The organism is Acinetobacter soli, assembly GCF_018139125.1.
GTDB classification, from domain to species: domain Bacteria; phylum Pseudomonadota; class Gammaproteobacteria; order Pseudomonadales; family Moraxellaceae; genus Acinetobacter; species Acinetobacter soli.
In genome coordinates this window covers 2,810,630-2,834,190 of the sequence record NZ_CP073241.1, presented here as the reverse complement: position 1 = coordinate 2,834,190, position 23,561 = coordinate 2,810,630, and the positions used below count along the sequence as shown (strand labels likewise).

Below are 23,561 nucleotides of genomic sequence, written 5' to 3'. Positions count from 1 at the left end.
CTTATTGTTCCTTTTTATTATTGGGCGCAATTTGGATGCTGTTTAAAATAAAATCGTGTAACTGAAAGACTTTCTTTTGACTAATCGTAGACTCTAGTGGTTCATCATCATGAACTAGTTCAGCACTTTCCAAGCTATAATGAATAAAAGGATCATTATTATTTTCTAAAGAACCCATATACTGCCAAGCCGCCGATTCAAAACCTCGCTCAACAAAACCTCTACGATGAGCATGGCCGAATATCTCTTCACCAGCTAAACCGTGAATTTCTTTCTTTTGCTCTCTTAAATTTGTTGTACTCATCATTGCTTTAAAAATGAGCGGTGCATTCGCCTCATTTTCCTTTACCATCTCAATTAATGGACGATCTGATTCAAGTCTTACTCGATGTTCGATATCTACTCTAACTCTTGAATAACTAGGGAATTTGAAATGTAAATATCCTCCCCCAAATGCAATGTTTTTGCTCATATCGTCTACAATAATAAAATCCTTCCAACATAACCCCGCTTGATCTTCGCCTTTGGCTGATTTTATTTTTATGTTTCTTAATATTTGTTTCATATCTTCAATGGCTTCATCTAATAAATTATTATCTGATCCACTTTTTAGTACAACTAATCTTCTCGGACCCAAATAAAGGTACCCATAAATTTCATATCCTTCAACTGTATACTCTGTTGGTCTATAGACAATAATATGACTAACAGAACGATTAAGCTGATTTACTGGACCTAGTATTTCTTGTTTTAGTAAAACGCCTTCTTTTTCATGCGGCTCATGCTTTAAATACTGGATCTTGTCATTAATCAGTTTTTGATATGCTTCGTATGTTTTTACACTTTCATCTACTTCTATATTACTGCCGTTGTAGTTGAAGTTACTGTATTCAACTTCTGTTTCTTTCGGAACCGTTAATTCAATTCGGCCGAAACACACTTTTTTAGGATTACGATAATCGATCACTTTAATTCCTTCTTGTTCTTTTTCAACATTTGAACACGCACTAAAAGAAACTACTGTTAATAAACAAAGTGTTAAGCACTTCAATACATTCATTCGTGACTTTCCTTCGTATTTATTCTGGAGAAAAAACTTCTATGTTTAATGCAGTCATTGCATCTTTGGTAAAAACTGTAGTTTTTCCATCTTCACCAGATACCCCTTCAAAAACTTGACCATCTTCTGCCGTAATCCGATATTTCAGGTTCTTTGCAGGCTCGCCATCTGGATAATGCAAAATAAAATGCTCGTCGTATTGCGATTTTAATTCTGGCATTGCGGGTAGTTCGCTAGAAAGAGAAGCCCCACTTTTGGCTTGAATTTGGCCCGCTTTGAGTTCCATCAAGCCTGGGCAAGCAATTTCTATATTGCCATTTTGAATTTTGATATAGCCACCACCAGCGGTAATCAAGATTCCTTTGCCACTTTCGATTCGAACAAAATCATTAAGTGAGTAAACATGCATTAGTTGTTTAGAAGATAAAGTCATTTTTCCCTTTTGAGCGGCGACCTCTATATCTCCCTCACCCGATTTAATTTTGATTCCGGCATGTTTGGCAAATAAACTAATTTTATCGAGTGCCTTTGCAATCCAGCTTTTACCCGTAAAAAATTGCAGATTTTTTGGTGTACTCAACTCGATATTATCTTTTGATGTCAGTTGCAGACTCTCTTTACTATCTAAAATCAGTGCAGATTCACTATGTAATGCAACAAGTGCATCGTTATTGTCTGCCCATGATTCAAATTTTTCTTTTAATGACTTTTGCGCTTCTAAATCAGGCTCATCAACTTCGTGAGCTTGAGTAAGTTCTTTAAAGTATTGGTTACTTTGAGTGTGAAAATGAAGATTTTCTTCGATACTGGATCTTGTGAGCTGCTCACCTTGTGCCTGCTCAGATGCTTCCGATGTGAGAAGTATTCCTTTGGAAGCACGGATAGCGCCCCAATCATCTGTTCTTAACTCGAACCCTTCTCCACGCCCTTCACTCTCAGCCTTGTCTTTAGGGTGGCTTAAATGACCTAAATTGAGCTGTGTACTCCCATGGCTACTATGTAACTGCGCACTGATTTGTCCTGTTGTGTCGTCGAAGCGAAGTTGGTTGTAACCTTCCCCAGCGACTTCTTTTGAGCGAATACCACTTAATTTTTTAGTCTCTGGAAGTTGCCCTTTAATATCAAACTTAGTTGGTGAACGATGAGCTTCATGAATTCGCCCCGTTACGAATGGCCGATCAATATTTCCATCAAAAAAGTCGATTACGACTATTTCACCTACACGCGGTAAGAAGCGAGCCCCGTAACCTTCGCCAGCCCATGGAGTAAGTACATCCACCCATGCCGAATCTGTGTCACTTTCATTTGAACCCGCACCACCATCATGTTCGTGATCTTCAGTACGTGTAAATAAAAAACGGACTTTGATACGCCCCCACTCGTCGACATGAATTTCTTCAGCTTCACTGCCGACTACTCTGGCACGCTGGACATGAGCGATTGCCCGATGTTGTAAAGGATCATACTCAGGCACAATGTCGATATTACGTCGAATCAGCGTAAGCTTATTGGCTTGTCTTTCTTGAAAACTATCTTGATAAATTGACCAATGATTTAAGCTCAGCAGTTGTTGTATTTGATCTTGTATATCCTTAGGTAAATTATTCTGATTGTAAAAATGTTTACTCACAATCAAAAACTCTTTATCACTTTCATCATGATTTTTATCTAACTCGGGATGATCCACTAACCTGAACCAATATCCAACCTGAGCATCACGGACGCTACTATAAGCAGTAAATGACTTTGCCTGTAATGCCTGATACAGATGAAGCTGTTTATTGAGTTTTTCAAGCTGGCGACTACCCGACGCAGTGGCTTGATCTTCACCGTTTAAATCGGTCATCCATGCTGGGGAAATGTTCCATGCCTGTTCAAGACTAAGGCTCTCATTGCCATGTTGCTGGCTGTGTTGATGATTACTTAAGACTGAACCGCTGGCATCTTCTTGAGATAAAGCATCTGCTTGCCAGCGCTGTACGTAAATAGCAGTTGATTGTAATTGGCGTTGTGCAATGAGGCTGGTAATACTGTCTTGTTGTTCTGTGGCATGACTACGGTGATAACGAATAGAACTAGGCTCTAAGCAACTATATTCAGTATTCTGATCGACTAGGCGAAGGTACTGCGGTTCGATCGCTTGAGTTTGACTCATTACCAGATAATTAGATTCATCGATGAGCCAATTAATTGCTTCTTCACGCATTAAACGTGTTAAATACGTATAGTCACTTTCATTTGACTGCATCGAAAAAGGTCGAATATCGTACTGTTTATTGGTAAGATGGCTGGTGTCTAATTTAAGGGTTGCGGCAAAGAGTGGGCTTTTGCTTTGCCACTCTTTAAAAACAATTTCAATAATCTCGACTACACTCTTGTTCATAAATACACGGCTGTTACGCCGTTTATGCCATAAGCTCGTCGCATCTTGTAGCCGTAGCCGATACAGTGTTAATGCACCATCACTTTGCCCTTGGCTTGCTTCGGTAATAATGCCCGTTGTTCTAAAAAATTTTCCGGTATCTGTAACTTGATCGATTGCAGCCTGACATCCGATAAATTGTTTTAAAGAAAGATATGGATTTGTTGAAATACAAATAAGCTCGACAGACAGCCCATCGTTAATGGCGTGATAGCCATCGATACGCTGTAACATGATGTGATGGTTTAATTCTTGATTTGAAAACTGAATACTGATTGCACGTTTTTGCTGATTGAAACCCAACTTATCAAGAATGCCAAAAATACTATTTAACATTATTGTGTTTGCCTTATTATTGATCAATTCAGATTACCAGAACCACCTGTCTATCTCAATTTTGTATATTTTATCTTTTTGTTTCGGGTTAATTAATTTTTTAAATTGATAGCTAACAATTTAATTTTTATAAAAATTATTTATTCCGCTTTTAATAAACTCATCAATATATTTATTTTTGATTAGCTAGATGTTTTTTTAGAATTTTATGAGGACAATTATTATTTCACAATATACTTTAGCTAAATCTTTATAAATATCGAAGTCACGAAGATTATCTTTGATTTTTATAATAAAAATATCCCTTTATAAATTCATTAATTTCAAGATTTAATTTTGTAGACTTCAACAACTATCTTTTCCATCTTCCACAGGTTTTATTATTTTCTGATTATCGTTTTCTATTACACAAATTCTTGCTCTATATGTATGATTGATAGTACCAAGAGTAATGACATACGGCTGATTTTTTTCAAACTTGCTTAATGGAACTAAGACACAACTTTTTTCTGCAATTGGCAAATCGACATTATCAAAAGATTTTTCATAAACAGCTTTATAATCTTGATTAAAGTTAATTTTAGCCAATTCAACTAAAAAGCTGACATTATTGTCATTTTTCGATTCATTTGTATAGATACATAAGTTTGTATCTTTGATCTCAGTACTTAATTCTTCTGATTGCTTATTGCATGCAATCAGAGTAGGCATAAATAAAAGATAAATGAAGATCTTATTCATTTTCTGACCTTTTTCGTAAGTTGTTGCTGTAACTATTTTTTAAATCTTATTAGAAAGTAAGATAATGAATAGTTAATTCGTTTTGACTTTCCCAATGATTTAAACTTTCTAAAACCATCCATCTTACCCACAAAACAACTACAAATTGACTCCCTTTTCCCCACAGATTATCATTCCCCTACTGGCCTACATTGCCAGTCGGTTTTAGCAGACCGTTCATCTAGCGCATCGGAGTTTGCTTTTCTGAGCATTACCCTTATGTGTAAAAACCTTCTCGTCCCCCTTTGCGGTAGAACGGGAGGGGGACGCGTCCGCGCGTGCTGGTTCTAGATGTCCAGTCTGCTAACCCCTTTTCGTTCTACCACCATTATTTAGCAGTAAGTTGGTAGAGCTTCTAATTACATCTAGGAGTAGTCAACATGACTCACATCGTCCGTTTATTTCATTGTTTATCGCACCCGCTCGTTTTGCCTTTGTGCTTATCCAAACGCAGATCACCCATACCCTCATGATCTTTTTTTAAATTTAGATCACGGCATATTTACGTTTAATTTTTAATATTTGGAATGCTTTTCCATAGGTTCGCTTGCCCAAAAAAACTCTAGCGCCAAAAAAATCATTCCATCATAAAAAATAAGGATAACAATAGATGAAAGGCAAAATACTCGATTATTCCGTTCAAACCAATACCGTCATTATTCGTACCGAAGACCAAAAGCATTATTCATTTTTAGGCGCTGTGTGGCGTGAGTGGATTGTCCCCATGCCGGGCATGCATGTGTCTTTTGAATTAAATGCGCAAGGCGAGGTAAGTGAGGTATTTATCGATGTACCCACCGACGAGCCACCTATTGCGCCAACAGACCATTCACCTACAGCTCTGGCCAAGGCCAACGTCTACAATACACGCGCTGCGCAGCATCAAAAAAATTTAGAAAAACAAGCCCGCTACCGCACCTTAGACTGGGTGTTAAAATGCATAAAGCACAGCTTCGATTTTAAAGGCCGTGCCCGCCGCCGCGAGTACTGGTCATTTATGGGGTGCTATACCCTGCTCGGCTTAAGCCTGCTGGTGTGTTGCCATGTATTTAACTTGGCAAATAGCCTGTTTTGGGGCGTTATGCTCACTATGCTCATACCTGCACTTGCGGTGAGTGTGCGCCGCCTGCATGACATTAACCGCACGGGGTGGCTATTACTTATCAATTTGGTGCCCATCGTGGGTATTGTGATGGTGATCTTTTTCTTTACCCTTGAAGAAGGCGATACGCACAGCAATCGCTATGGCCCAGCCTCAAAGTAAAATATGTTTGGTGCAAGGGATTCAGGAAGTGAGCGGGTTGCGTCACTTCCCTTCACTGCGCTTATTTTGGCGCATTTTGGTCGGGTTCGTCTTGGGTTTCTGTATCATTTAAAAACTGTGCCGAATGCTTGGGTGCAATTAAGGGCGCCGTAGGCCGTGGGTGGGTATTGGTGTACTGCATGCCCACACTGGCATACATATCGTCGGCTGCAATTTCGGTTTCATAGCGCTCTTCATCGCGCTCACGAATTTCACGGGTAATCTGCCGAATCTCGCGCTCATCGATGCCCAACTCTTTCAGCACGGCCCCGCCAAACACAATGGCAGACTCAAAAGTCTCGCGTAAAATATAATCGACATTTTGCTTAACCAAATACAGCGAATGCTCACGGTCGTAAGATCGAACCAGCAACTTGGCCAGCGGAAACTCATGCTGCACCAGATCGACAATTTGATTGGTCATCTCTTTCTGATTCACACACACCAAGATCGCTTCGGCATGTGCCGCTCCGGAGGCCTGTAAAATATCCAGCCGCGATCCGTCGCCATAGTAAATTTTAAAACCAAATCTCTCGGCATTTTTGATCATGTCGATATCGGTATCGATAATGGTTACATCCACCCCGCGTGCCAGTAAAAGCTGACTGGTGACCTGCCCAAAGCGCCCGAAACCAATCAAGAGCACACTGCCGCAAAGGTCTTTAGCCACCTCAACCTCATCCAGTGAATGCTGGCTTTTCTCTTGGGTAAAGCGCTTAAGCAAAATGCCGAGTACCGGTGTAAATACCATCGAGAGCACCACAATGGCAGTCAGATTGGCTTTAGTGCTGGCATCAATCACCTCTGCACTGGCCGCCGCGGCAAACAGCACAAAGGCAAACTCACCACCTTGCGCCATTAATACCCCACGATCAAGCGCCTCATGGTGTGAGCTGCGAGTCATGCGTGCCACGATATAAATCATGAGGGTTTTTACCGCCATAAAAGCCAGTACTGCCGTCAAAATAAATGGCCAGTTCTGCCTTACAACGGTCAGGTCGAGCGACATGCCCACACCCAGAAAAAATAGCCCCAGTAAAATTCCCCGAAAGGGTTCGATATCGGCTTCAATCTGGTGTCGAAATGTCGACTCCGACAGCAACACACCCGCCAAAAATGCCCCCATTGCCATAGAAAGCCCACTCACCTGCATCAGTAATGCTGCACCCAGCACCACCAGCAGCGCGGCCGCGGTCATCACTTCGCGGGCTTTAGAGGCAGCCAGCAAACGAAACAGCGGATTGAGCAGCCAATAGCCTGCGGCAATCAGGCCGGCAATGGCAAGTAACCCAATGCCGATACTTTCAAGGCGCGAGCTGGTGGTTTCGATCACGTGCGTAGGCGCCATAAAGGCCACCAAAGCCAGGAGCGGTACAATCAGTAAATCTTCAAACAGCAAAATCGAGACAATTTTTTGCCCTTTGGGCTGGTTCAGATCGCCACGGTCGCCCAGAAGCTGCATCACAATGGCTGTAGAGGTCAGTACAAAGCCTGCCGCCGCAATAAAGGCAATTTGCCATTTCAGGCCAAACAGCATGGCGGTGCCGGTCAGCGCCAGCGCACAGACCACAATTTGTAAAGTGCCCAAACCAAAAATTTGACGGCGCAGCCCCCACAAATGCGAAGGTTGCATTTCAAGCCCGATAATAAACAGGTACATCACAATACCCAGCTCGGCAATGTGTAAAATAGAAGCCGGATCTTGAAAAAACGCCAGCCCAAATGGCCCGATCACCAACCCCGCAATCAGATACCCCAGTACCGAGCCAAGACCAAGCCGTTTAAATATCGGCACCGCAATAACGGCCGCCGCCAGTAACACCACAGGCGCCAACAGACCAATCGAATGCGCTTCCTCGCTCATGTTGTTTTTCTCTTTTTTATGTTTCTTGGTTTGACTATAGGGCGAAATGCATGAATTCAAAAGCACAATTTTTTTCTATGTAGGCCAGTATGTGCTGCAATTGCACACAGTTTATGCAGATAACACCGCGCAATACTTGACCTTTGCTAAGCTTCCTGTAAAATTCAGCCTATTCAAAGATGCCGGCATAGCTCAGTTGGTAGAGCAACTGACTTGTAATCAGTAGGTCCACAGTTCGAATCCGTGTGCCGGCACCATCTTCCCTTCTGTTGTTCTTCTCTTTCTCTATTTTATTTTCTTCGCTTATTGCTTTTCTGCGGCAATTTCGACGTAACGAATCACGCCATCGTCATATAAATATCGACATAGCTTCGCGGTCATCTGTATTTTAAGCAGGTCGAGTGTGTGATCTGGTGTACCCTGCCGCTGTGTAATGTAATCTGCAAATCCGTTTAAAACCGGTGTACTGATATCACGCAGTGATAACAATTTAAAGCCTTGCTGCTCAATGCTTTGCTCAAGGCGCTGCTGGTCGTGTAATTGTCTTAAATCGACATCGGCCGCCCGAAGTAAATAATAATATTTCTGTTTTTGCCACATCGATAATTTATACCACTGCGCTGAAAGCATCAGGGTATGAAAGCCCAGCCGTCCGTGTGTGGCAAGTATGCGTTTGGTCGACGTTAAAAATGCCACCAAAGGGCTGTGATAGGCCGCATCGATACATAAAGCCACATCGAAGGGCTGCGAAAAAACAGCCGGATCGAGCGCCAGAAAAGACCCTTGTAATACCTGATCGACTGCGGCCAGTTGGCTTTGCATCCGCTTTACCTGTGCCGGCTGTAGTTCCACGCCCGTGACATGCTGAACATGATGCACGCTCAGCCAGTGCTGTAAGCTGGCACCCTGACCACAGCCCAGATCGAGCAGGCGGTCATGCGGCTTTAAGCTGACCGCAGCGGCCAGTTGATCGGCCAGTTGTGCACAGGCCGTTGGGTAATCGGCGGTCTCTTTCCAGTACCCTAGATTACTCCATGCCAGTGCGCGCGCATCGCCCAGCGCCGCCGCATTGATGGCATATTTATGCGGTAGGCGGCGTGTCAGGGCGTGCGGTAGCTTCATGGTTTACTCACCTAATAATCAGACTTAATAGCCCAGTTGCGGTGCCACTTCTACTTTAGGTTTAACCCCGACAAATGGCAGCGGTGCACCAAAAATTTCTGCAATATTCATGGCAGAGGTCACTGCCGATTCTAAAATCGGTAAGCCATCACACGACCACGAACCACAGTAAAACACTTTACGCTCTGGATCTTTATGGCGCTGTTGCAGCTCTTGGTTAAGCGCTACAGTTTGCGAATCGACCACGGCACGCGTCAGCTTCACCGACGAAATCACTTTTTTCGGATCGATTGGAGTAACCGGGCGCCACGTTTGAAATACGGGAGATTTACCCACCAAACTTGGCTCGACGGCGTTCATCCATACAGTAAACTGTTGACGGGTAAACTTGCGGTCCATCATGTAACTCAGTACTGACCAGTCCTTACGCTTTGGCGGCATTACGGTGCTATCGGTATGAATCACCAGATCGCCCTGCTCAAAACGGAATTGCTTTAACAGCGCCAAATCGTCTGCAAACTGTGTAGTATTTAAAAACACATCAATTTTATCGGTTGGTGTGGCCACCACCACACGATCAAAAAACTGCTGTTCGCCCTGATCATTTTCGACCAGTACTTTTTCGCCTTGCTGTTCAACTTTCACAATCGCAGAGCCACTACGGATGTCGATACCTTGAATCAAACGGTCGACAAATGCCGGCGTGCCACCTTGCATACGCAGCAAGGCATCACCATCGGTCAACTGACGTAAAAAGGTCAAAAGTGGTTTTGCAGGCCAGTCGCCAATGGTTTTTGGGTTACAGGTACAGATGGTATACAGCACCGGCATCACGGCGCCGTGCCAAAACACTTCTTCGATATCGTTTTGGTTAATAAACTCGGCAAGGGTAATATCTTGATTTTTAGATTTAAAAAACTGGTTAATCGCGGTTTTTAGCTGCAACATGCCTTTGACCAGTCGCCAGCCATACTGCTTGATGCCCTTACGGTTGTTAATGATTGGAAAATTTCCAATGCGGCTACGCGTTGTGGTCAGCCATGTTTCGGTTTTGTCTTCAAACAACCAGCTACACGCCATGTAGGTACGTACCGGAAACATGGTCATACCCAGGTGCGTGGCCAAACTTAAGGTATTTTTCCATAAATACGGATTCATCACACGCAGTGGTGCATCGATGTTTCCACCCTCAAATTCAATACTATGGCTATCCATTCCTCGACCAGGAAGGGCTTCAAATATCGTGATTGCATGTCCTGCATCTTTTAAAATTCTTGCGGTCGCAAGGCCTGCCATGCCGCTACCTATAATTGCGATATCCAAAATGATGTTCCATTCGTGAGAATATTTCTTTTGATTATGACCCACAAAATCTTAAAATGCGGTATTAAAAACTACCAGATTTAAGGGTTTTGTGCGGCGCGCCTCCTGCAATCTTTTGAGGTTTTTCATATACATATTGAAACAATTCATTAATAAAGTATTACAGATATAAAAATGGCACTCAAAACTTTGCTTTATTTAAAAAGCTGATAAAAAAAAGTAAGATAAATTAACCAATTTTTTTGTAACAGCACTTTCATCATCTTAAATTTTGAGCTATTATGCTTCAAAAATGAGAACCACATCACATTAATTAAATGAGGGTTCCAAACAATCAGTGCATGAAAATAATGAAACAACAGCGTACGGCTCTTTATCAAAATTGATAAAGGGCTTTTTCTTTGGCTCTGCTTCAACGTCCTGAATACAGCACGGTGTATGACGAGCATTTGGCGTTGACCAAACTGATCAGGCTGCCCCTGCCTTTGGGTTTTGTCGAACAATAAAAAACCCGTTATGAATGGGCATAACGGGTTTTAAAGGATCAGCTATGAAACCTACTCAGAAACATCGATACACAGGTATTTCATTTCCAAATATTCTTCAATTCCGTGCTGGGAACCTTCACGACCTAAACCGGACTGTTTCACCCCACCAAATGGTGCCACTTCATTGGAAATAGCGCCGGTATTGACCCCAACCATTCCATACTCAAGTGCTTCGCCCACGCGCCACTGACGCGCTGCATTTTGGGTAAACACATACGCAGCCAGACCAAATTCGGTATCGTTGGCCATTTCAATGGCTTGCGCTTCGGTTTCAAAGCGGAATAACGCAGCCAGCGGGCCAAAGGTTTCTTCTTTAGCAACACGCATGTCTTGGGTAACACCACTGAGTACCGTCGGTTCAAAGAAAGTGCCGCCCTGCGGCGCGAGTTTGCCACCGATTTCGACCTTAGCGCCCTTTTGGGTGGCATCATCGATATGCGACTGCACTTTGGCTACGGCGCGCTCGTCGATCAGTGGCCCTTGCGTCACGCCATCTTCACGGCCATCGCCCACACGTAAGCCTGCCACAACTTGAGTCAGACGTTCGGTCAACTGGTCATAAATACCCGCTTGAACGTAAATACGGTTGGCACAGACACAGGTTTGACCGCTGTTACGGAATTTGCTGGCCATAATGCCTGCAACCGCCTGCTCTAGGTTGGCATCGTCAAAAATGATCACCGGCGCATTACCGCCCAGCTCAAGCGAGAGTTTCTTGATGCTTGGTGCGCACTGCTGCATCAAGATACGGCCCACTGGCGTAGAGCCTGTAAAGCTGAGCTTTCTGACCACATCGCTTTCACACAAAGTTTTGCCCACTTCCACTGCATCACCGCTAATGTTGAGCAATACATCTTGTGGCAAGCCTGCTTTTAAAGCCAGTACTTCGAGCGCATAGGCTGTCAGTGGTGTCAGATCTGCCGGCTTCACCAGCATTGAGCATCCGGCAGCAATGGCCGGCGCTGCTTTACGGGTGATCATGGCCGCCGGGAAGTTCCACGGTGTGATGGCCGCCGTAACACCAATGCCCTGCTTGATCACCAGTAAACGCTGATGCGCAACGGTTGGCGGTAAAATTTCGCCATCAATGCGGCGCGCCTGCTCTGCAAACCAGCGAATAAACGAAGCAGCATAACCAATTTCACCACGCGCTTCTGCCAGTGGCTTGCCTTGCTCGGCAGTTAAAATCTGTGCCAGATCTTCCTTATGCTCAAGCATAAGGTGGTGCCACGCCCACAAGATATCGGCGCGCTGCAAAGCGGTTTGGGTTTTCCACGCCGCTTGCGCTTTTTCCGAACGTTGAATTGCGGCTTCTACAGCGGCGCGGTCACTGGTTTTTACCCAAGCCAGTGATGCACCTGTCGCGGCATCTTTGACTTCAATTGCTGTACCAGTTGCAGGTGCAGTAAATGAGATATCCGGATGTGCGAGTAAATACTGTAAACTTTCTTGAATCATGCTGTTTGTCCAACTGCTGTGCTGTGGGTTTCTGCATTCAACGCTAAAACACCTTGTTTCAAGATTTCAAGACCAGAACGGAACTGTTCAGTCGGAATCGTCAATGGATACAAGAAACGGATGACGTTGGCATACTTACCACAGGTAAGTAATAACAAGCCATGCTCCATGGCATAGGTTTGTACGGCTTTGGCCTGTTCCGCTGTTTCAAATTCTGCGGCAACCATTGAGCCTAAAGCACGAATATCGATAATCGCCTGATCGGTTGCTTGCTGAAGCTGCTCAAGTACGCTCACCAGCTCTGCACCGAGTACATTGGCACGTTCGCACAGTTGCTCTTCTTCGATGGCATCAATCACCGCGTGTGCTGCTGCAACCGCAATTGGGTTACCTGCATAGGTTCCGCCCAAACCACCCGGGTTTGGTGCATCCATCACTTCTGCACGGCCAACGACGCCTGAAATCGGGAAACCACCGCCCAAGCTCTTGGCCATGGTGATGAGATCTGCCTTGGTTTCGTAATGATCCATCGCATAAACTTTACCTGTACGGGCAAAACCACTTTGTACTTCATCGGCAATCAGTAAAATACCGTGTTTGTCGCAAAGTGCGCGCACGCGTTTTAAGAAATCGGCCGGTACAATATTAAAGCCGCCTTCGCCCTGTACTGGCTCAAGTACAATCGCTGCAACGTCGTGCGGTGCAACGTCTTCACTGAAAATGTTGTCGATACTTTCCATTGCGGCATCGACACTGATACCACGTGATGCAACTGGATAGCGCGCATGGAACACACCGCCCGGCATTAAACCGAAATCGCGTTTGTAAGGTGCTGTTTTACCGGTCATGGCCATGGTCATGAATGAACGGCCGTGAAACGCATTACCAAAGGTAATGATGCCTTGGCGACCCGTGTATGAGCGTGCGATTTTAACTGCATTTTCAACCGCTTCTGCACCTGTAGTGAAAAATGCGGTTTTGGCAGGGCCTGCAATCGGTGCAAGTGCATTGATACGCTCTGCAAGTGATACATAGCTTTCGTATGGTGTAACCTGATAAGCAGTATGTGTGAATTTTTCAAGCTGTGCTTGAACGGCAGCAATCACTTTCGGATGACGATGACCCGTATTTAACACCGCAATACCGCCTGCAAAATCGGTAAAGGCATTGCCTTGTGCATCCCAGATTGTGGCGTTTTCAGCCTTGTCTGCATACCACTGGCACATCACACCCACACCACGTGGAGTTGCTTGCTGTTTACGCTGATTAAGTGCAGAATGTTTAGTGTCCATCTATCTATCCTCTAGTGTTATTCATTACAGCTTTGGTCACACATTCCCGCCATCTTTTACAGGATGCTTTACAATAGCTGTCTACCACTGTAATTTCGCGCGTCTTGCGTCGACTGACGAGAGCCATTTATCAACTCAGGGAGAGAGCCAATTGCGTAGTTTGCTGGGCGATCATTTATTACAACGTTTACAACAAGATGTAGACGGAAAACTTCATCAACGTTTATTTCGCTGTTTGCAAGGCGCGATTGTTGAAGGTGTTATACCCCCAAAAACGCGTTTGCCGGCTTCACGTGACCTCGCCAAAGAAATTCATGTTTCACGAAATACAGTGTTATCGGCCTATGAACAGCTTCAGGCTGAAGGCTATTTGGAGGCAAAAACCGGACATGGCACATGGGTGGCCGAGCAGTTACCCGAAGCCTTTTTAAATACGCCCAACGGCAAGCAGCGCGTGGGGCTGCGGAATCCGCCGCGCTCGTATCAATTGTCGCAGCGCGGTAGCCAACTGATTGGTTATGCTGGTGCCTCGCCTTACCAATGGGGTGCATTTGTGCCGGGTGCACCAGATGTGACCGAATTTCCACATCATATTTTTAGCCGTATTCAGGCGCGGTTAAGTCGCGAGCCAGATATTCATCACCTGATTTACAGTAATGCAGGCGGTTGCACCGAACTGCGTAGCGCCTTGGCCGATTATCTGCGCGTGGCGCGCTCGGTACAGTGTGATCCCGATCAGATCATTATTACCGAAGGTATTCATCAGGCGATTGATCTGGTGTCACGTGCGCTGAGCGACATTGGCGATCCGGTCTGGATTGAAGATCCAGCCTATTGGGGCATGCGCAATACATTGCGCATCAATGGATTGAATATTCAACCCATGCCGGTCGATGCCGATGGTATTGTTCCCAAGCAGTATCCCGAACAGCCCCCCAAACTGATTTTTGTGACGCCGTCGCATCAGTATCCGCTGGGGTCGCATCTGAGTCTTGAGCGCCGCAAATCTTTGCTCAATTTGGCCAAGCGCTACGGTAGCTGGATTGTAGAAGACGATTACGACAGTGAATTTCGTTTTTCTGGGCAGCCTTACCCGTCTTTACAGGGCCTCGAAAGCGATGCGCCCGTAATTTATATGGGCACCTTTAGTAAAACCATTTACCCTGCCTTACGGATTGGCTATTTGGTGGTGCCAAAGCCACTGTTTTCATCTTTACGGATATTGGCTGCCGAGCTTTATCGCGGCGGGCATTTGCTTGAGCAAAAGGCATTGGCCGAGTTTATTCGGGAAGGCCACTACGAAGCACACATTCGCCGTATGCGGCTGTTGTACGGCAAACGGCGTGCTTATCTGGTCGATCTGATCAAGCGTTATTTAGGCCCAGAATTTTTGCATGAATACAACGACGATTCTGGTTTGCATTTGGTGCTTAAATTGCCCGACAATTGCGATGACGTTGCGGTTGCCTCGGCTGCACTCGAGCGGGGCATTAAGGTTCGGGCATTGTCGCAATATTATATGCACGCGCATGCCCATGCCGAACGTGGCCTACTGATGGGCTTTGCCTGTGTGAGTGAAAAAGACATGGTCATGGCCTTTGGGGTGTTGCTACAGTGTTTGCGCGAAGCCAATATTCCAACCCGCTCATAACGGCAAGCCAGCAGAATTGACAGATAAAAAAAAAGAACCTCTTGAAGAGGTTCTTTTTTTAAGCCAGATGATTTAGCTGACTGAGTTTTTATTTTCTTGCAGCATGTGTTGGCGAGCTTCCTTTCCCCAGTTAAATTTGTGGGTCAGTACGCCCAGCGCCACAATCACCAGCGCCAGTCCTGTGGTGTAAATCACCTCTTTAAAATATGTTCCTTCAATCAACATGGTCACAATCGCACCAATGATGATGAAAATGACCAGATAGGTTAACCATGGAAATAACCACATTTTAAAGTCGATGGCTTTACCCTCGGCTTCGATTTTCTTACGCATGCGTAGCTGAGAAAATGCCACGGCAAGATACACATACAATGCCACCGTGCCCGTTGCCAGCATAAGAACATCGTATACATTCATGCTTTCACTGGCTGTGAGGTACACCGCCACGATAGAGAAAATACTTGAGAAAATGACCCCAACCCATGGACTGCTGTTACGGTTGGTTTTTGAAAACGCTTTTGGTGCATCGCCACGCTTAGACAATGAAAACATCATGCGTGAGCAGGTATAAAGTGCCGAGTTAAAGCAGCTGCACACCGAAGTCAGCACCACAAAGTTAACAATATGACGCGCTTCTGGAATACCAAGCGCAGACAGCGTGACGCTATAGGTTCCCCATGTCGGATCTTTTAACAATGGATTGTTGTGTGGAATCAAGCACACAGTGATAAACATCGAGCCGACATAAAACAGAATAATCCGCCACACAATCGAATTTGAGGCTTTACGGATTTCACGTGCCGGATTTTTTGATTCTGCGGCTGCAACGGTCACAATCTCGGCGCCCATATAGGCAAACATGACCCCAAGCAATGCCGTGACTACCGATGAAAAGCCCCCGGGCATAAAGCCTTGTGCGGTTAAGTTGGTAATGCCTGCTACAGCAGGTTCACCCCACGGCCATAAATGCATAATAGCCAAGCTTCCCACGACCAAGAACAATACAATTGCAATAACTTTGATCAAGGCAAACCAGAATTCAAATTCACCGTAGTTTTTCACGTCTTGCAGATTGACCCAGACCAAGCCAATAATCACCATCAGCATATAGCCCCAAATGGGGATAAACGGGAACCAGCTGTTGAGAATCTTACCGGCCACATAGGCTTCCCAACCCATGAGTAAAGTCCAGAAACACCAATACAGCCAGCCAATGGTAAAACCAGCCCAACGACCAATCGCACGATCGGCATAAGTAGAAAATGATCCGCTGTCTGGATTCATGACTGCCATTTCACCGAGCATTCGCATAATCAGTAAAACCAGCAATCCCCCAATGGCATAAGCTAAAATCGCTGCGGGGCCCGCAGAATAAATCACACTGCCCGAGCCCACAAATAAAGCGCCGCCAATCACGCCGGCAATTGAAATCATGGTGAGGTGACGCGACTTCAAGCCACTTTTAAGCCCTTCGGCTTGGCCTGATTCAGTCGCTGTTTTGAGCGCTGCCATAACTATTTTCCTTAATACCTCAAAAGCAGAGGCCTGCAACATCGCCTTTGCAGTGCGCCTCTCCTTTTAACTTGTTGTTGACTGGGCCGTGCCGGCTTCAACTGCCGGTATAAGGCCCAATCGAACGTTTCCGTATGCATACTTCTAATGAATCTAATGTGTCTTTTTGGTGGCCAATAAACGAGAGCCATTTGTCTATGGTAATTGGGGGCCAATCTTGTTTTTTTGCACCAAAATAGTGCTAAAAAACGATTCGGATCAGTGCGCTCCTAAATGCGCTCGGGTTAATTGAATGTTTTGATTTATTATTTTTACTTATCGCGCTTCGATATTTTCTTTAATTTAAGTAAAAAATAGTGTGTACGATATAGCTCAGATCATCATATTTTCAAAAAATATAAAAATTTAGAGATAAAAAAACCTCACGCAAGGTGAGGTTTTTTAAGTCATGTATTTTAAAACGGTAAGTCGTCGTCTAGATCTGCTGGAGCAGGTTGCTGTGGCGCTTTAGGTGCATAACCACCTTGATTGCCCGCAGCATTGTTGCCATAACCGCCACCTTGGTTGGCACCAGCGTTATTTTTGTTGTTATAACCACCGCCTTGGTTGTTATAGCCAGTGTTTTGCGGTGCATTGTTGTTAAAGCGTGGCTGATTGTAGTCCTGACCACCACCCATAGGCTGCTCGCCTTGGCTACGTGTATCAAGCATTTGCATCTGGTCACCACGAATTTCGGTGGTATAGCGTTCTTGACCGTTTTGGTCTGTCCACTGGCGGGTACGCAATGAACCCTCAATGTACACTTTTGAACCTTTACGCAGGTATTGCTGTGCAATTTCACCTAAACGGTTATTCAACACAATACGATGCCATTCGGTTTGCTCTTTACGCTCACCCGTACTTTTATCTGTCCACGATTCGCTGGTTGCAATCGAAAATTGAGTCAATGACCCGCCATTTGGAAACGTTTTGGTTTCCGGGTCACGGCCCAAGGTCCCAACTAAAATTACTTTATTCACACCACGCATGAGCTTTAATCTTCCTATCTATTTCTGTCTTTTACTTTATAAGAGTTATGATTAAATGGCTACCTCTGACCCCAACAACTGCGTTAAATGTTGTCGCGCAGCATCATCGATGACGCGTTTATCCACTTTTATGTACGCTACACGTTGTTCGGTCATTACCACGACTTCTTCAATTCCGCGGATCGCCAGCAGTTTAGACGTCCACTCGGCTGTGTGAGTTACCTCAGGTAAAGGCAATACAATCGACGACAAATAGCGCGGCTGCGCTAACCCGAAGCTCACCAGCAACCACAGTATAGCAATCGCGGCCAAGATACTCCAACCCAGTGAAGTGTTGTGCAGCATCAGCAATTGTCCACCCAGCGTACCACCAAAAAAGGCACCCAAAAACTGGCTACTGGCATTGATGCCCATAGCAGTGGCTTTAGATTGAATCGGGGCAGATTTCGATAACCAAGATGGTAACAGCGCTTCCATCACGTTAAATGCAATAAAGAAAATACCCAAGCCTGTTAAGAGTACATACTTCGACTCATAACCAAAAATCAGAATGAGCAAACCTGCAATAATACCGGCAATGGCGGTCAGGAAGATGCCGCGCATTTTGCGATATTTTTCTGCCACAATGATACTTGGAAAAGCAAAAAACAAACTTACTACAAGCAGCGGTAAATACACTAAGCCATGTTTGGAAAGTGGAATATCGGCAAACTCAATCAGTTGAGAAGGCACATAAATAAACATCGCGGTAAGCAACAAATGCAGTGAAAATACCGACACATGCAAGCGGTTTAAATCGCCCATCTTAATAACTTGTTTAAGCTGAGCCAGATAACCCTGCTGATAACTTTTATGATGACGCGTGACTTTAGGCACCAATAACAGCATCGAAATTGCCACCAGCCCCATCAGGGTGGTGACCCAGAATAGTCCGGAAATGCCCATCAGACTGGTGAGCCAAGGCCCTAGGCTAAACGCCACCACAAAAGATAAACCAATACTCATGCCCATTGCGGCCATGGCTTTGGTACGCTGCTCTTCACGTGTTACATCGGCCAGCAAGGCCATAACGACCGCCGATACAGCCCCGGCGCCTGCAATGGCACGCCCGATGATCACGCCATAAATGGTGTCCGACATGGCCGCGACCGCGCCGCCTAAAGCAAACAGTAACAAACCCAGCACCACGAGCGGTTTACGGCTAAAGCGGTCGGCTATCAGACTAAACGGAATTTGCAAAATGGCCTGACTCAAACCATAAATACCGACTGCAAGACCAATTAAGGCGGGCGTTGCGTATTGATAGGACTGCCCTGCAATTGAAAATACAGGAATAATCATGAACAGACCCAACATACGCAAGGCAAAAATACTGCTTAATGCAAAGGTTGAGCGACGCTCCAACGCATTCATCATATCGACACGCTTATCTAAACTTAATCAAATTATAGAGGATTCAAGATTAAACTTCGCCTAAATTGACGAAATTCTGATACCTGATAAAAAAGGGTGCCGAAGCACCCTTTTTAGACTACGCAAGCTAACTGAAAGCCAGCTTAATCGGTTTGCGCGTGATGCTTGCTGTATCGAATCGAAGCCAAGACAGCCCACACAATAAACGCAACCCCAATCAACCCTGTAACCACTTCAGGTACGTGTACACCAGTCCCACTTGCCAGCATGATAAAGGCCAAGGCACCAATGGCATAATGCGCACCGTGCTCGAGGTAAATGTATGCATCGAGAGTGCCTTTTTCGACCAGATAAACGGTCATCGAGCGCACAAAAATGGCACCAATGGCCAGACCGAGCATAATAATCACCACATCGCTGGTAATGGCAAAAGCACCAATCACACCGTCGAAACTGAACGATGCATCGAGCACTTCAAGATATAAGAAACCACCAAAACCCGCTTTAATCACACCCTTAGATGCACCAGAAGCATCATGCGATACTGCATTGCCATTTTCATCAATTTCAGGCTCGCCGCCGAGTAAGTGACTCAACACCTGAACACCGATATAGACCACCAGCCCCCAGATACCCGCCATGGTCACCACAAGGCGTTTATCGTCGGCCACATAGGTTGCCATGATCAGCAGCGCAACCAAGGCAATAAAGACCGACATTGCCGGTACATTCGCCAGATTGGCCAGCTTGGCTTCAATCCATTTAAACCAGTGAGTGTCTTTGCCGTCGTCGAAAAAGAAGTTTAAAAACACCATGAGCAGGAACGTTCCACCAAATGCTGCAATTTCAGCATGATGTTCCATCAGGCGTGCAGAATAGGTTTTTGGATCATTCAGTGCCATTTGGGCCACTTCAATCATGCCCATGTCGGCAGTGACCGCCACGATGGCCACTGGAAAAATCAAACGCATGCCAAATACGGCAATTAAGATGCCGACAGTGAGAAAAAGCATTTTCCAAAAATGATCCCAACCACGCAAAACAGACGCATTGACGACTGCATTATCAAACGACAGCGACACTTCCATCACCGCCAGAATAGCGGTAATGGTGAGTGCTTTAAACATGGTCGAAATGCCTGCTTCCGGACCATGGGTATAGCCCCAATACGCCGATAACGCCAGACAGATGACGGTAAAGAAAATGGAAAAACGAAAATGCTTCATGAATGCCCTAAATCAAAATAAGATCAAGTATTAGAATTCCGGGATGTATTATGCGCGTTTTTTAGCTGAAAGCAGATGACATTTATCAATTTTACGCAAAATATTAAGTCTAAATTAATAAAGTGGTTTACAACGCTCACGTCGATCGATTTTTGTTATAGTTCTTGGCACGCAAAAAATCGGATTTAGAGCAGACGACTTATGAGCTTTACTCAATTACTTTGGCAAAAAAATACCGCGTTATATGAGCAGATCCTCAATTTACCGTTTAATCAGGAGCTGGCTGCTGGCACATTGGCGCCTGAGGCATTTTGTCATTATGTGATTCAGGATGCGCATTATTTGTTGGCCTATGGTCGTGCCTTGGCAGTGGCAGCCGCCAAAGCTTACGATGCAGACGACGTGATGCAGTTTTCTGAAGCTGCTAAAATCGCGATTGTGGTTGAGCGTAGTCTGCACAATGACTTTATGACGGCATTTAATGTGAGTAAAGAAACCTTTGAGTCGACACCACTAACTTTGGCTTGTCATCATTACACGTCATTTTTGACTGCGACGGCGTGGTCTGCAAGTTATCCTGTGGTATTGGCAGCGCTCCTGCCCTGTTTCTGGATTTATGCCGAAGTCGGCCGTGCCATTGTCAGTCAGTCTGTACCGAATAATCCGTATCAGGCATGGATTGATACCTATGCGGGCGAAGAATTTCATACTGCCGTGCGTAATGTGATTGCAACCGTCGATAAGGTTGCAGCGCGCTGCGACACCGATACGCTAGAAAAAATGCATGCGGCTTATACCATGGGTGCCAAGCTAGAATGGCTGTTTTGGGATAGCGCCTACCATCAGCGTCAGTGGTTGGGTCTAAGCCAATAAAAGCATGAATAAAAGGTCAGTGAGGTGCTGGCCTTTTATTTTTTAAATATGCAATATTCAAATCATTTTGAGTTGGGTACAGTTCAGTCACCTCATGCCACGCTTAACTGAAAACGCTATTCCAGCCCAATAACAGAAGACCTGCAGCCAGTACCCACGCCAGTGTCGCCACACTTAAGCACCACCCAATCGAGACCCGTTCAGCCAGAAAATACACCATCCCTAGATAGATTGCATAGGGAATCAATGACCATAAACCAAATAGCGCCGTTTTACGCAGTGCCTCAGCACCTTGCTGACCAAATACAATAATATGCGCAATCAAAGCAAAGGTCGGAAAAAGCGGTACCAAGCCCGCAATATAAAAGGTTTTGCTTTTAGATAAAATAGAAATGAGCAGCACAACTGCTGCACCTAGGGTGCATTTAAAAAACAAACCAAGCATGCCAATACGTCACTTTATTTGCTGAGTTGAAACAACATATGCAGATTAAACGCCAAAATAAAGCCTATCGCTACACGCTATAGTAAATAAACACTTAACAGTGCTAAAAATGCAGGTAATGCCTGAATAAAAAAGATTTTTTTATTGGCGGTCATGCCGCCATAGAGGCCAGCCACCAATACGCAACCCAGAAAAAAGCTCGCCAGTGGAACAAATAACGCTTCGGGCGCGCACAATGCCCAAAAAAGACCGGCTGCTAAAAAACCATTATATAGGCCCTGATTTTGTGCCATCACTTTGGTGATTCGGGCTTTTTCAGGCGTATTTCCAAAGGCTTTTAAGCCATAAGGCCGATCCCACAAAAACATTTCGACCACTAGAATATAAACATGCAGCAGTGCAATCAGCGCAATCAAAATCAGTGCAAGCATGGTGTCCCTTCTTGTTTATTGTATTCAATGTGATAACGCTCACTATAGCCATATTAGATGATTGCTGAACAGAATAAATTGTGAACCTGATCGTTTTGATATTTATGAAAGCTCTAGCTGACTGAAAATAAATACCAGATGACGCTGACACAAAAAAGTTACATGAATACGTTACAAATTGTGTAAAAAATCACAAAAAATTCTTTTTTTAAACAGTCAAACACGATTTGAGTGATTAATATAAATACAGCTTATTGACGTGTTTGCTCCAAAAACACGTGAGAAATCCAACAACTATTTACTCAATAAGGACACAATAATGGATAACACTATCAATCGCACATTTGTTAAAACAATTTCTTGGGCCAGTATCTTTGCAGGTGTACTCGCTGTACTTGCAATCTCCTTTTTGCTTTCATTACTCGGCGCTGCGCTTGGATTTTCTTTACTCGACCCGATGTCGCACGATGACATTTCCAATGGCTCTGGTACTGTGGTGACCATTTGGACGCTCATCTCGTTACTGGTCAGCCTTGGCATTGGTGCTTATCTGGCAGGTAAGTTCGCAGGTTTAGATGGTGGCATGCATGGATTTTTGGTCTGGGCATTATCACTGCTCATTGGTCTGATCTTAAGTATCATGACTTTAAACAGTGCAGTTAAAACAACAGCCAATACAGTCGGCTCAATTGCCAGTGTGACCGGAACACTCGCCTCTGGTATTGGCAAAGGCTCGGTCGAACTGATTAAAGAAAACAATATTTTAGACAACGTCATTCCCTCTATCTCTGACCTGACGGATGGCACTGATTCTAAAATTGCTCAAGCGCTTGAAAAAAGTAAAGTGCCAGAGCTTCAACCGAATTACTTAAGTTCACAAGTTGACTGGGCGAAAAAACAGACACAAGAAGCCGTGAAACAAGTGGCGCTGAATCCAAGTCAATACAAAGAAATCACTAAAAATCTGTTAACCACTATCGAGCAGCGTGTACAAACCATCAATGCTGCCATCAGTAAAGACGATGTGAAAAAAGCCATTATGGCCAACAATCCATCATTTACCGCTGCTGAAGCTGATCAAGCCGCAGAAAACTTTATGCAGGCACGTACTCAAGCGACGGTTAAAGTTCAAACCTTCTTTAACGATTTGACCGTCAACATCAATAATTCAGAGAAAAAATACGAACAGTTGAAAGAGCAAGTCCGTGAGCAGGCCGCTGCTGCTGCCAAAGCGGCTGCCAAAACTGCGTTGTGGTCGTTCATTGGATTGTTTATTGGAATGCTGGTTACGATTTTTGCAGGTCGTTTCGGTGCAACTGCATATCGCCGCTAATTAAATAATCTAAGTTTGCCTCATGGTACGGTGCGCCGTGCCATGACGGATCTCAGTATGATGGTTTCTCCTGCCAATCAGACACTCCGACACAAAATGTCGCACAAAAATGAAAAGTTTGGGCTTGAACATTTTTCATGC

At 44.8% G+C, this 23,561-nt stretch carries 18 protein-coding genes and 1 tRNA gene; 5 read left to right on the top strand and 14 right to left on the bottom strand.

The annotated features are described in order from the left end of the window. Window position 1: 1 nt before the first annotated feature. From KCV09_RS13020 to KCV09_RS13010, 3 genes are all read right to left on the bottom strand, one after another. On the bottom strand, window positions 2–1,060 hold the full coding sequence (locus tag KCV09_RS13020; protein ID WP_212515245.1) for a T6SS immunity protein Tli4 family protein: 1,059 nt from the start codon (window positions 1,058–1,060) through the stop codon (window positions 2–4). Between the two features lie 19 nt (window positions 1,061–1,079). Beyond that, the gene (locus tag KCV09_RS13015) at window positions 1,080–3,818 is read right to left on the bottom strand and encodes a type VI secretion system Vgr family protein (protein WP_212515244.1); all 2,739 of its coding nucleotides are present in this window, start codon (window positions 3,816–3,818) and stop codon (window positions 1,080–1,082) included. A 345-nt stretch (window positions 3,819–4,163) separates the two neighbouring features. Continuing rightward, the gene (locus tag KCV09_RS13010) at window positions 4,164–4,559 is read right to left on the bottom strand and encodes an NF045616 family extracytoplasmic (lipo)protein (protein WP_212515243.1); all 396 of its coding nucleotides are present in this window, start codon (window positions 4,557–4,559) and stop codon (window positions 4,164–4,166) included. Between the two features lie 649 nt (window positions 4,560–5,208). Here KCV09_RS13010 and KCV09_RS13005 point away from each other — a divergent pair. Next, window positions 5,209–5,862 carry a DUF805 domain-containing protein gene (locus KCV09_RS13005; protein ID WP_151815634.1) on the top strand — a complete coding sequence of 218 codons (654 nt, stop codon included), beginning with the start codon at window positions 5,209–5,211 and terminating at the stop codon, window positions 5,860–5,862. Window positions 5,863–5,923: 61 nt separating this feature from the next. Here the strand turns inward: KCV09_RS13005 and KCV09_RS13000 are convergent, their stop codons facing one another. Continuing rightward, entirely contained in the window at window positions 5,924–7,765 is a 1,842-nt protein-coding gene (locus tag KCV09_RS13000) for a monovalent cation:proton antiporter-2 (CPA2) family protein (RefSeq protein ID WP_151815633.1), read from the bottom strand. Between the two features lie 181 nt (window positions 7,766–7,946). Between KCV09_RS13000 and KCV09_RS12995 the strand changes: the two genes are divergently transcribed. Beyond that, a tRNA-Thr gene (locus tag KCV09_RS12995) sits at window positions 7,947–8,022 on the top strand. A 46-nt stretch (window positions 8,023–8,068) separates the two neighbouring features. Here the strand turns inward: KCV09_RS12995 and KCV09_RS12990 are convergent. The 4 genes from KCV09_RS12990 to gabT form a co-directional block, all read right to left on the bottom strand. After that, complete coding sequence (locus KCV09_RS12990; protein WP_212515242.1) at window positions 8,069–8,887, bottom strand: methyltransferase domain-containing protein; 819 nt, start codon at window positions 8,885–8,887, stop codon at window positions 8,069–8,071. Window positions 8,888–8,911: 24 nt separating this feature from the next. Then, the gene (locus tag KCV09_RS12985) at window positions 8,912–10,210 is read right to left on the bottom strand and encodes an FAD-dependent oxidoreductase (RefSeq protein WP_104123961.1); all 1,299 of its coding nucleotides are present in this window, start codon (window positions 10,208–10,210) and stop codon (window positions 8,912–8,914) included. Window positions 10,211–10,767: 557 nt separating this feature from the next. Beyond that, window positions 10,768–12,216, bottom strand: coding sequence for an NAD-dependent succinate-semialdehyde dehydrogenase (locus KCV09_RS12980; RefSeq protein WP_004934057.1), 1,449 nt, complete (start codon window positions 12,214–12,216; stop codon window positions 10,768–10,770). Further along, window positions 12,213–13,508, bottom strand: coding sequence for a 4-aminobutyrate--2-oxoglutarate transaminase (gabT, locus tag KCV09_RS12975; protein ID WP_004944850.1), 1,296 nt, complete (start codon window positions 13,506–13,508; stop codon window positions 12,213–12,215). Before gabT ends, KCV09_RS12980 begins: the two co-directional genes overlap by 4 nt. Before the next feature lie 151 nt (window positions 13,509–13,659). On the opposite strand from gabT, the gene pdxR reads away from it, so the two are divergent. Further along, window positions 13,660–15,159: a MocR-like pyridoxine biosynthesis transcription factor PdxR gene (gene pdxR / locus KCV09_RS12970; protein WP_048765311.1), complete on the top strand. Its 1,500-nt coding sequence runs from the start codon at window positions 13,660–13,662 to the stop codon at window positions 15,157–15,159. 72 nt (window positions 15,160–15,231) lie between these two features. On the opposite strand, the gene KCV09_RS12965 is transcribed toward pdxR, so the two are convergent. The 4 genes from KCV09_RS12965 to KCV09_RS12950 all read right to left on the bottom strand — a co-directional run bounded on the left by KCV09_RS12965 (window position 15,232) and on the right by KCV09_RS12950 (window position 20,338). After that, complete coding sequence (locus KCV09_RS12965; RefSeq protein WP_004934048.1) at window positions 15,232–16,671, bottom strand: amino acid permease; 1,440 nt, start codon at window positions 16,669–16,671, stop codon at window positions 15,232–15,234. Between the two features lie 455 nt (window positions 16,672–17,126). Then, the gene (gene ssb, locus KCV09_RS12960) at window positions 17,127–17,699 is read right to left on the bottom strand and encodes a single-stranded DNA-binding protein (RefSeq protein WP_076033164.1); all 573 of its coding nucleotides are present in this window, start codon (window positions 17,697–17,699) and stop codon (window positions 17,127–17,129) included. 51 nt (window positions 17,700–17,750) lie between these two features. After that, window positions 17,751–19,115: an MFS transporter gene (locus tag KCV09_RS12955; RefSeq protein ID WP_212515241.1), complete on the bottom strand. Its 1,365-nt coding sequence runs from the start codon at window positions 19,113–19,115 to the stop codon at window positions 17,751–17,753. Window positions 19,116–19,255: 140 nt separating this feature from the next. Next, window positions 19,256–20,338 (bottom strand): DUF475 domain-containing protein, encoded by a 1,083-nt coding sequence (locus KCV09_RS12950; RefSeq protein WP_004934038.1) that lies wholly within the window; start codon window positions 20,336–20,338, stop codon window positions 19,256–19,258. 201 nt (window positions 20,339–20,539) lie between these two features. On the opposite strand from KCV09_RS12950, the gene tenA reads away from it, so the two are divergent. Continuing rightward, the gene (gene tenA, locus KCV09_RS12945) at window positions 20,540–21,211 is read left to right on the top strand and encodes a thiaminase II (protein ID WP_151815627.1); all 672 of its coding nucleotides are present in this window, start codon (window positions 20,540–20,542) and stop codon (window positions 21,209–21,211) included. Between the two features lie 103 nt (window positions 21,212–21,314). Here tenA and KCV09_RS12940 read toward each other — a convergent pair whose 3' ends face one another. Next, window positions 21,315–21,656 (bottom strand): GlpM family protein, encoded by a 342-nt coding sequence (locus tag KCV09_RS12940; protein WP_151796869.1) that lies wholly within the window; start codon window positions 21,654–21,656, stop codon window positions 21,315–21,317. Between the two features lie 77 nt (window positions 21,657–21,733). Then, window positions 21,734–22,087 carry a DUF1304 domain-containing protein gene (locus tag KCV09_RS12935; RefSeq protein ID WP_004944844.1) on the bottom strand — a complete coding sequence of 118 codons (354 nt, stop codon included), beginning with the start codon at window positions 22,085–22,087 and terminating at the stop codon, window positions 21,734–21,736. 319 nt (window positions 22,088–22,406) lie between these two features. On the opposite strand from KCV09_RS12935, the gene KCV09_RS12930 reads away from it, so the two are divergent. After that, window positions 22,407–23,420 (top strand): hypothetical protein, encoded by a 1,014-nt coding sequence (locus tag KCV09_RS12930; protein WP_119025575.1) that lies wholly within the window; start codon window positions 22,407–22,409, stop codon window positions 23,418–23,420. Window positions 23,421–23,561: the final 141 nt, after the last annotated feature.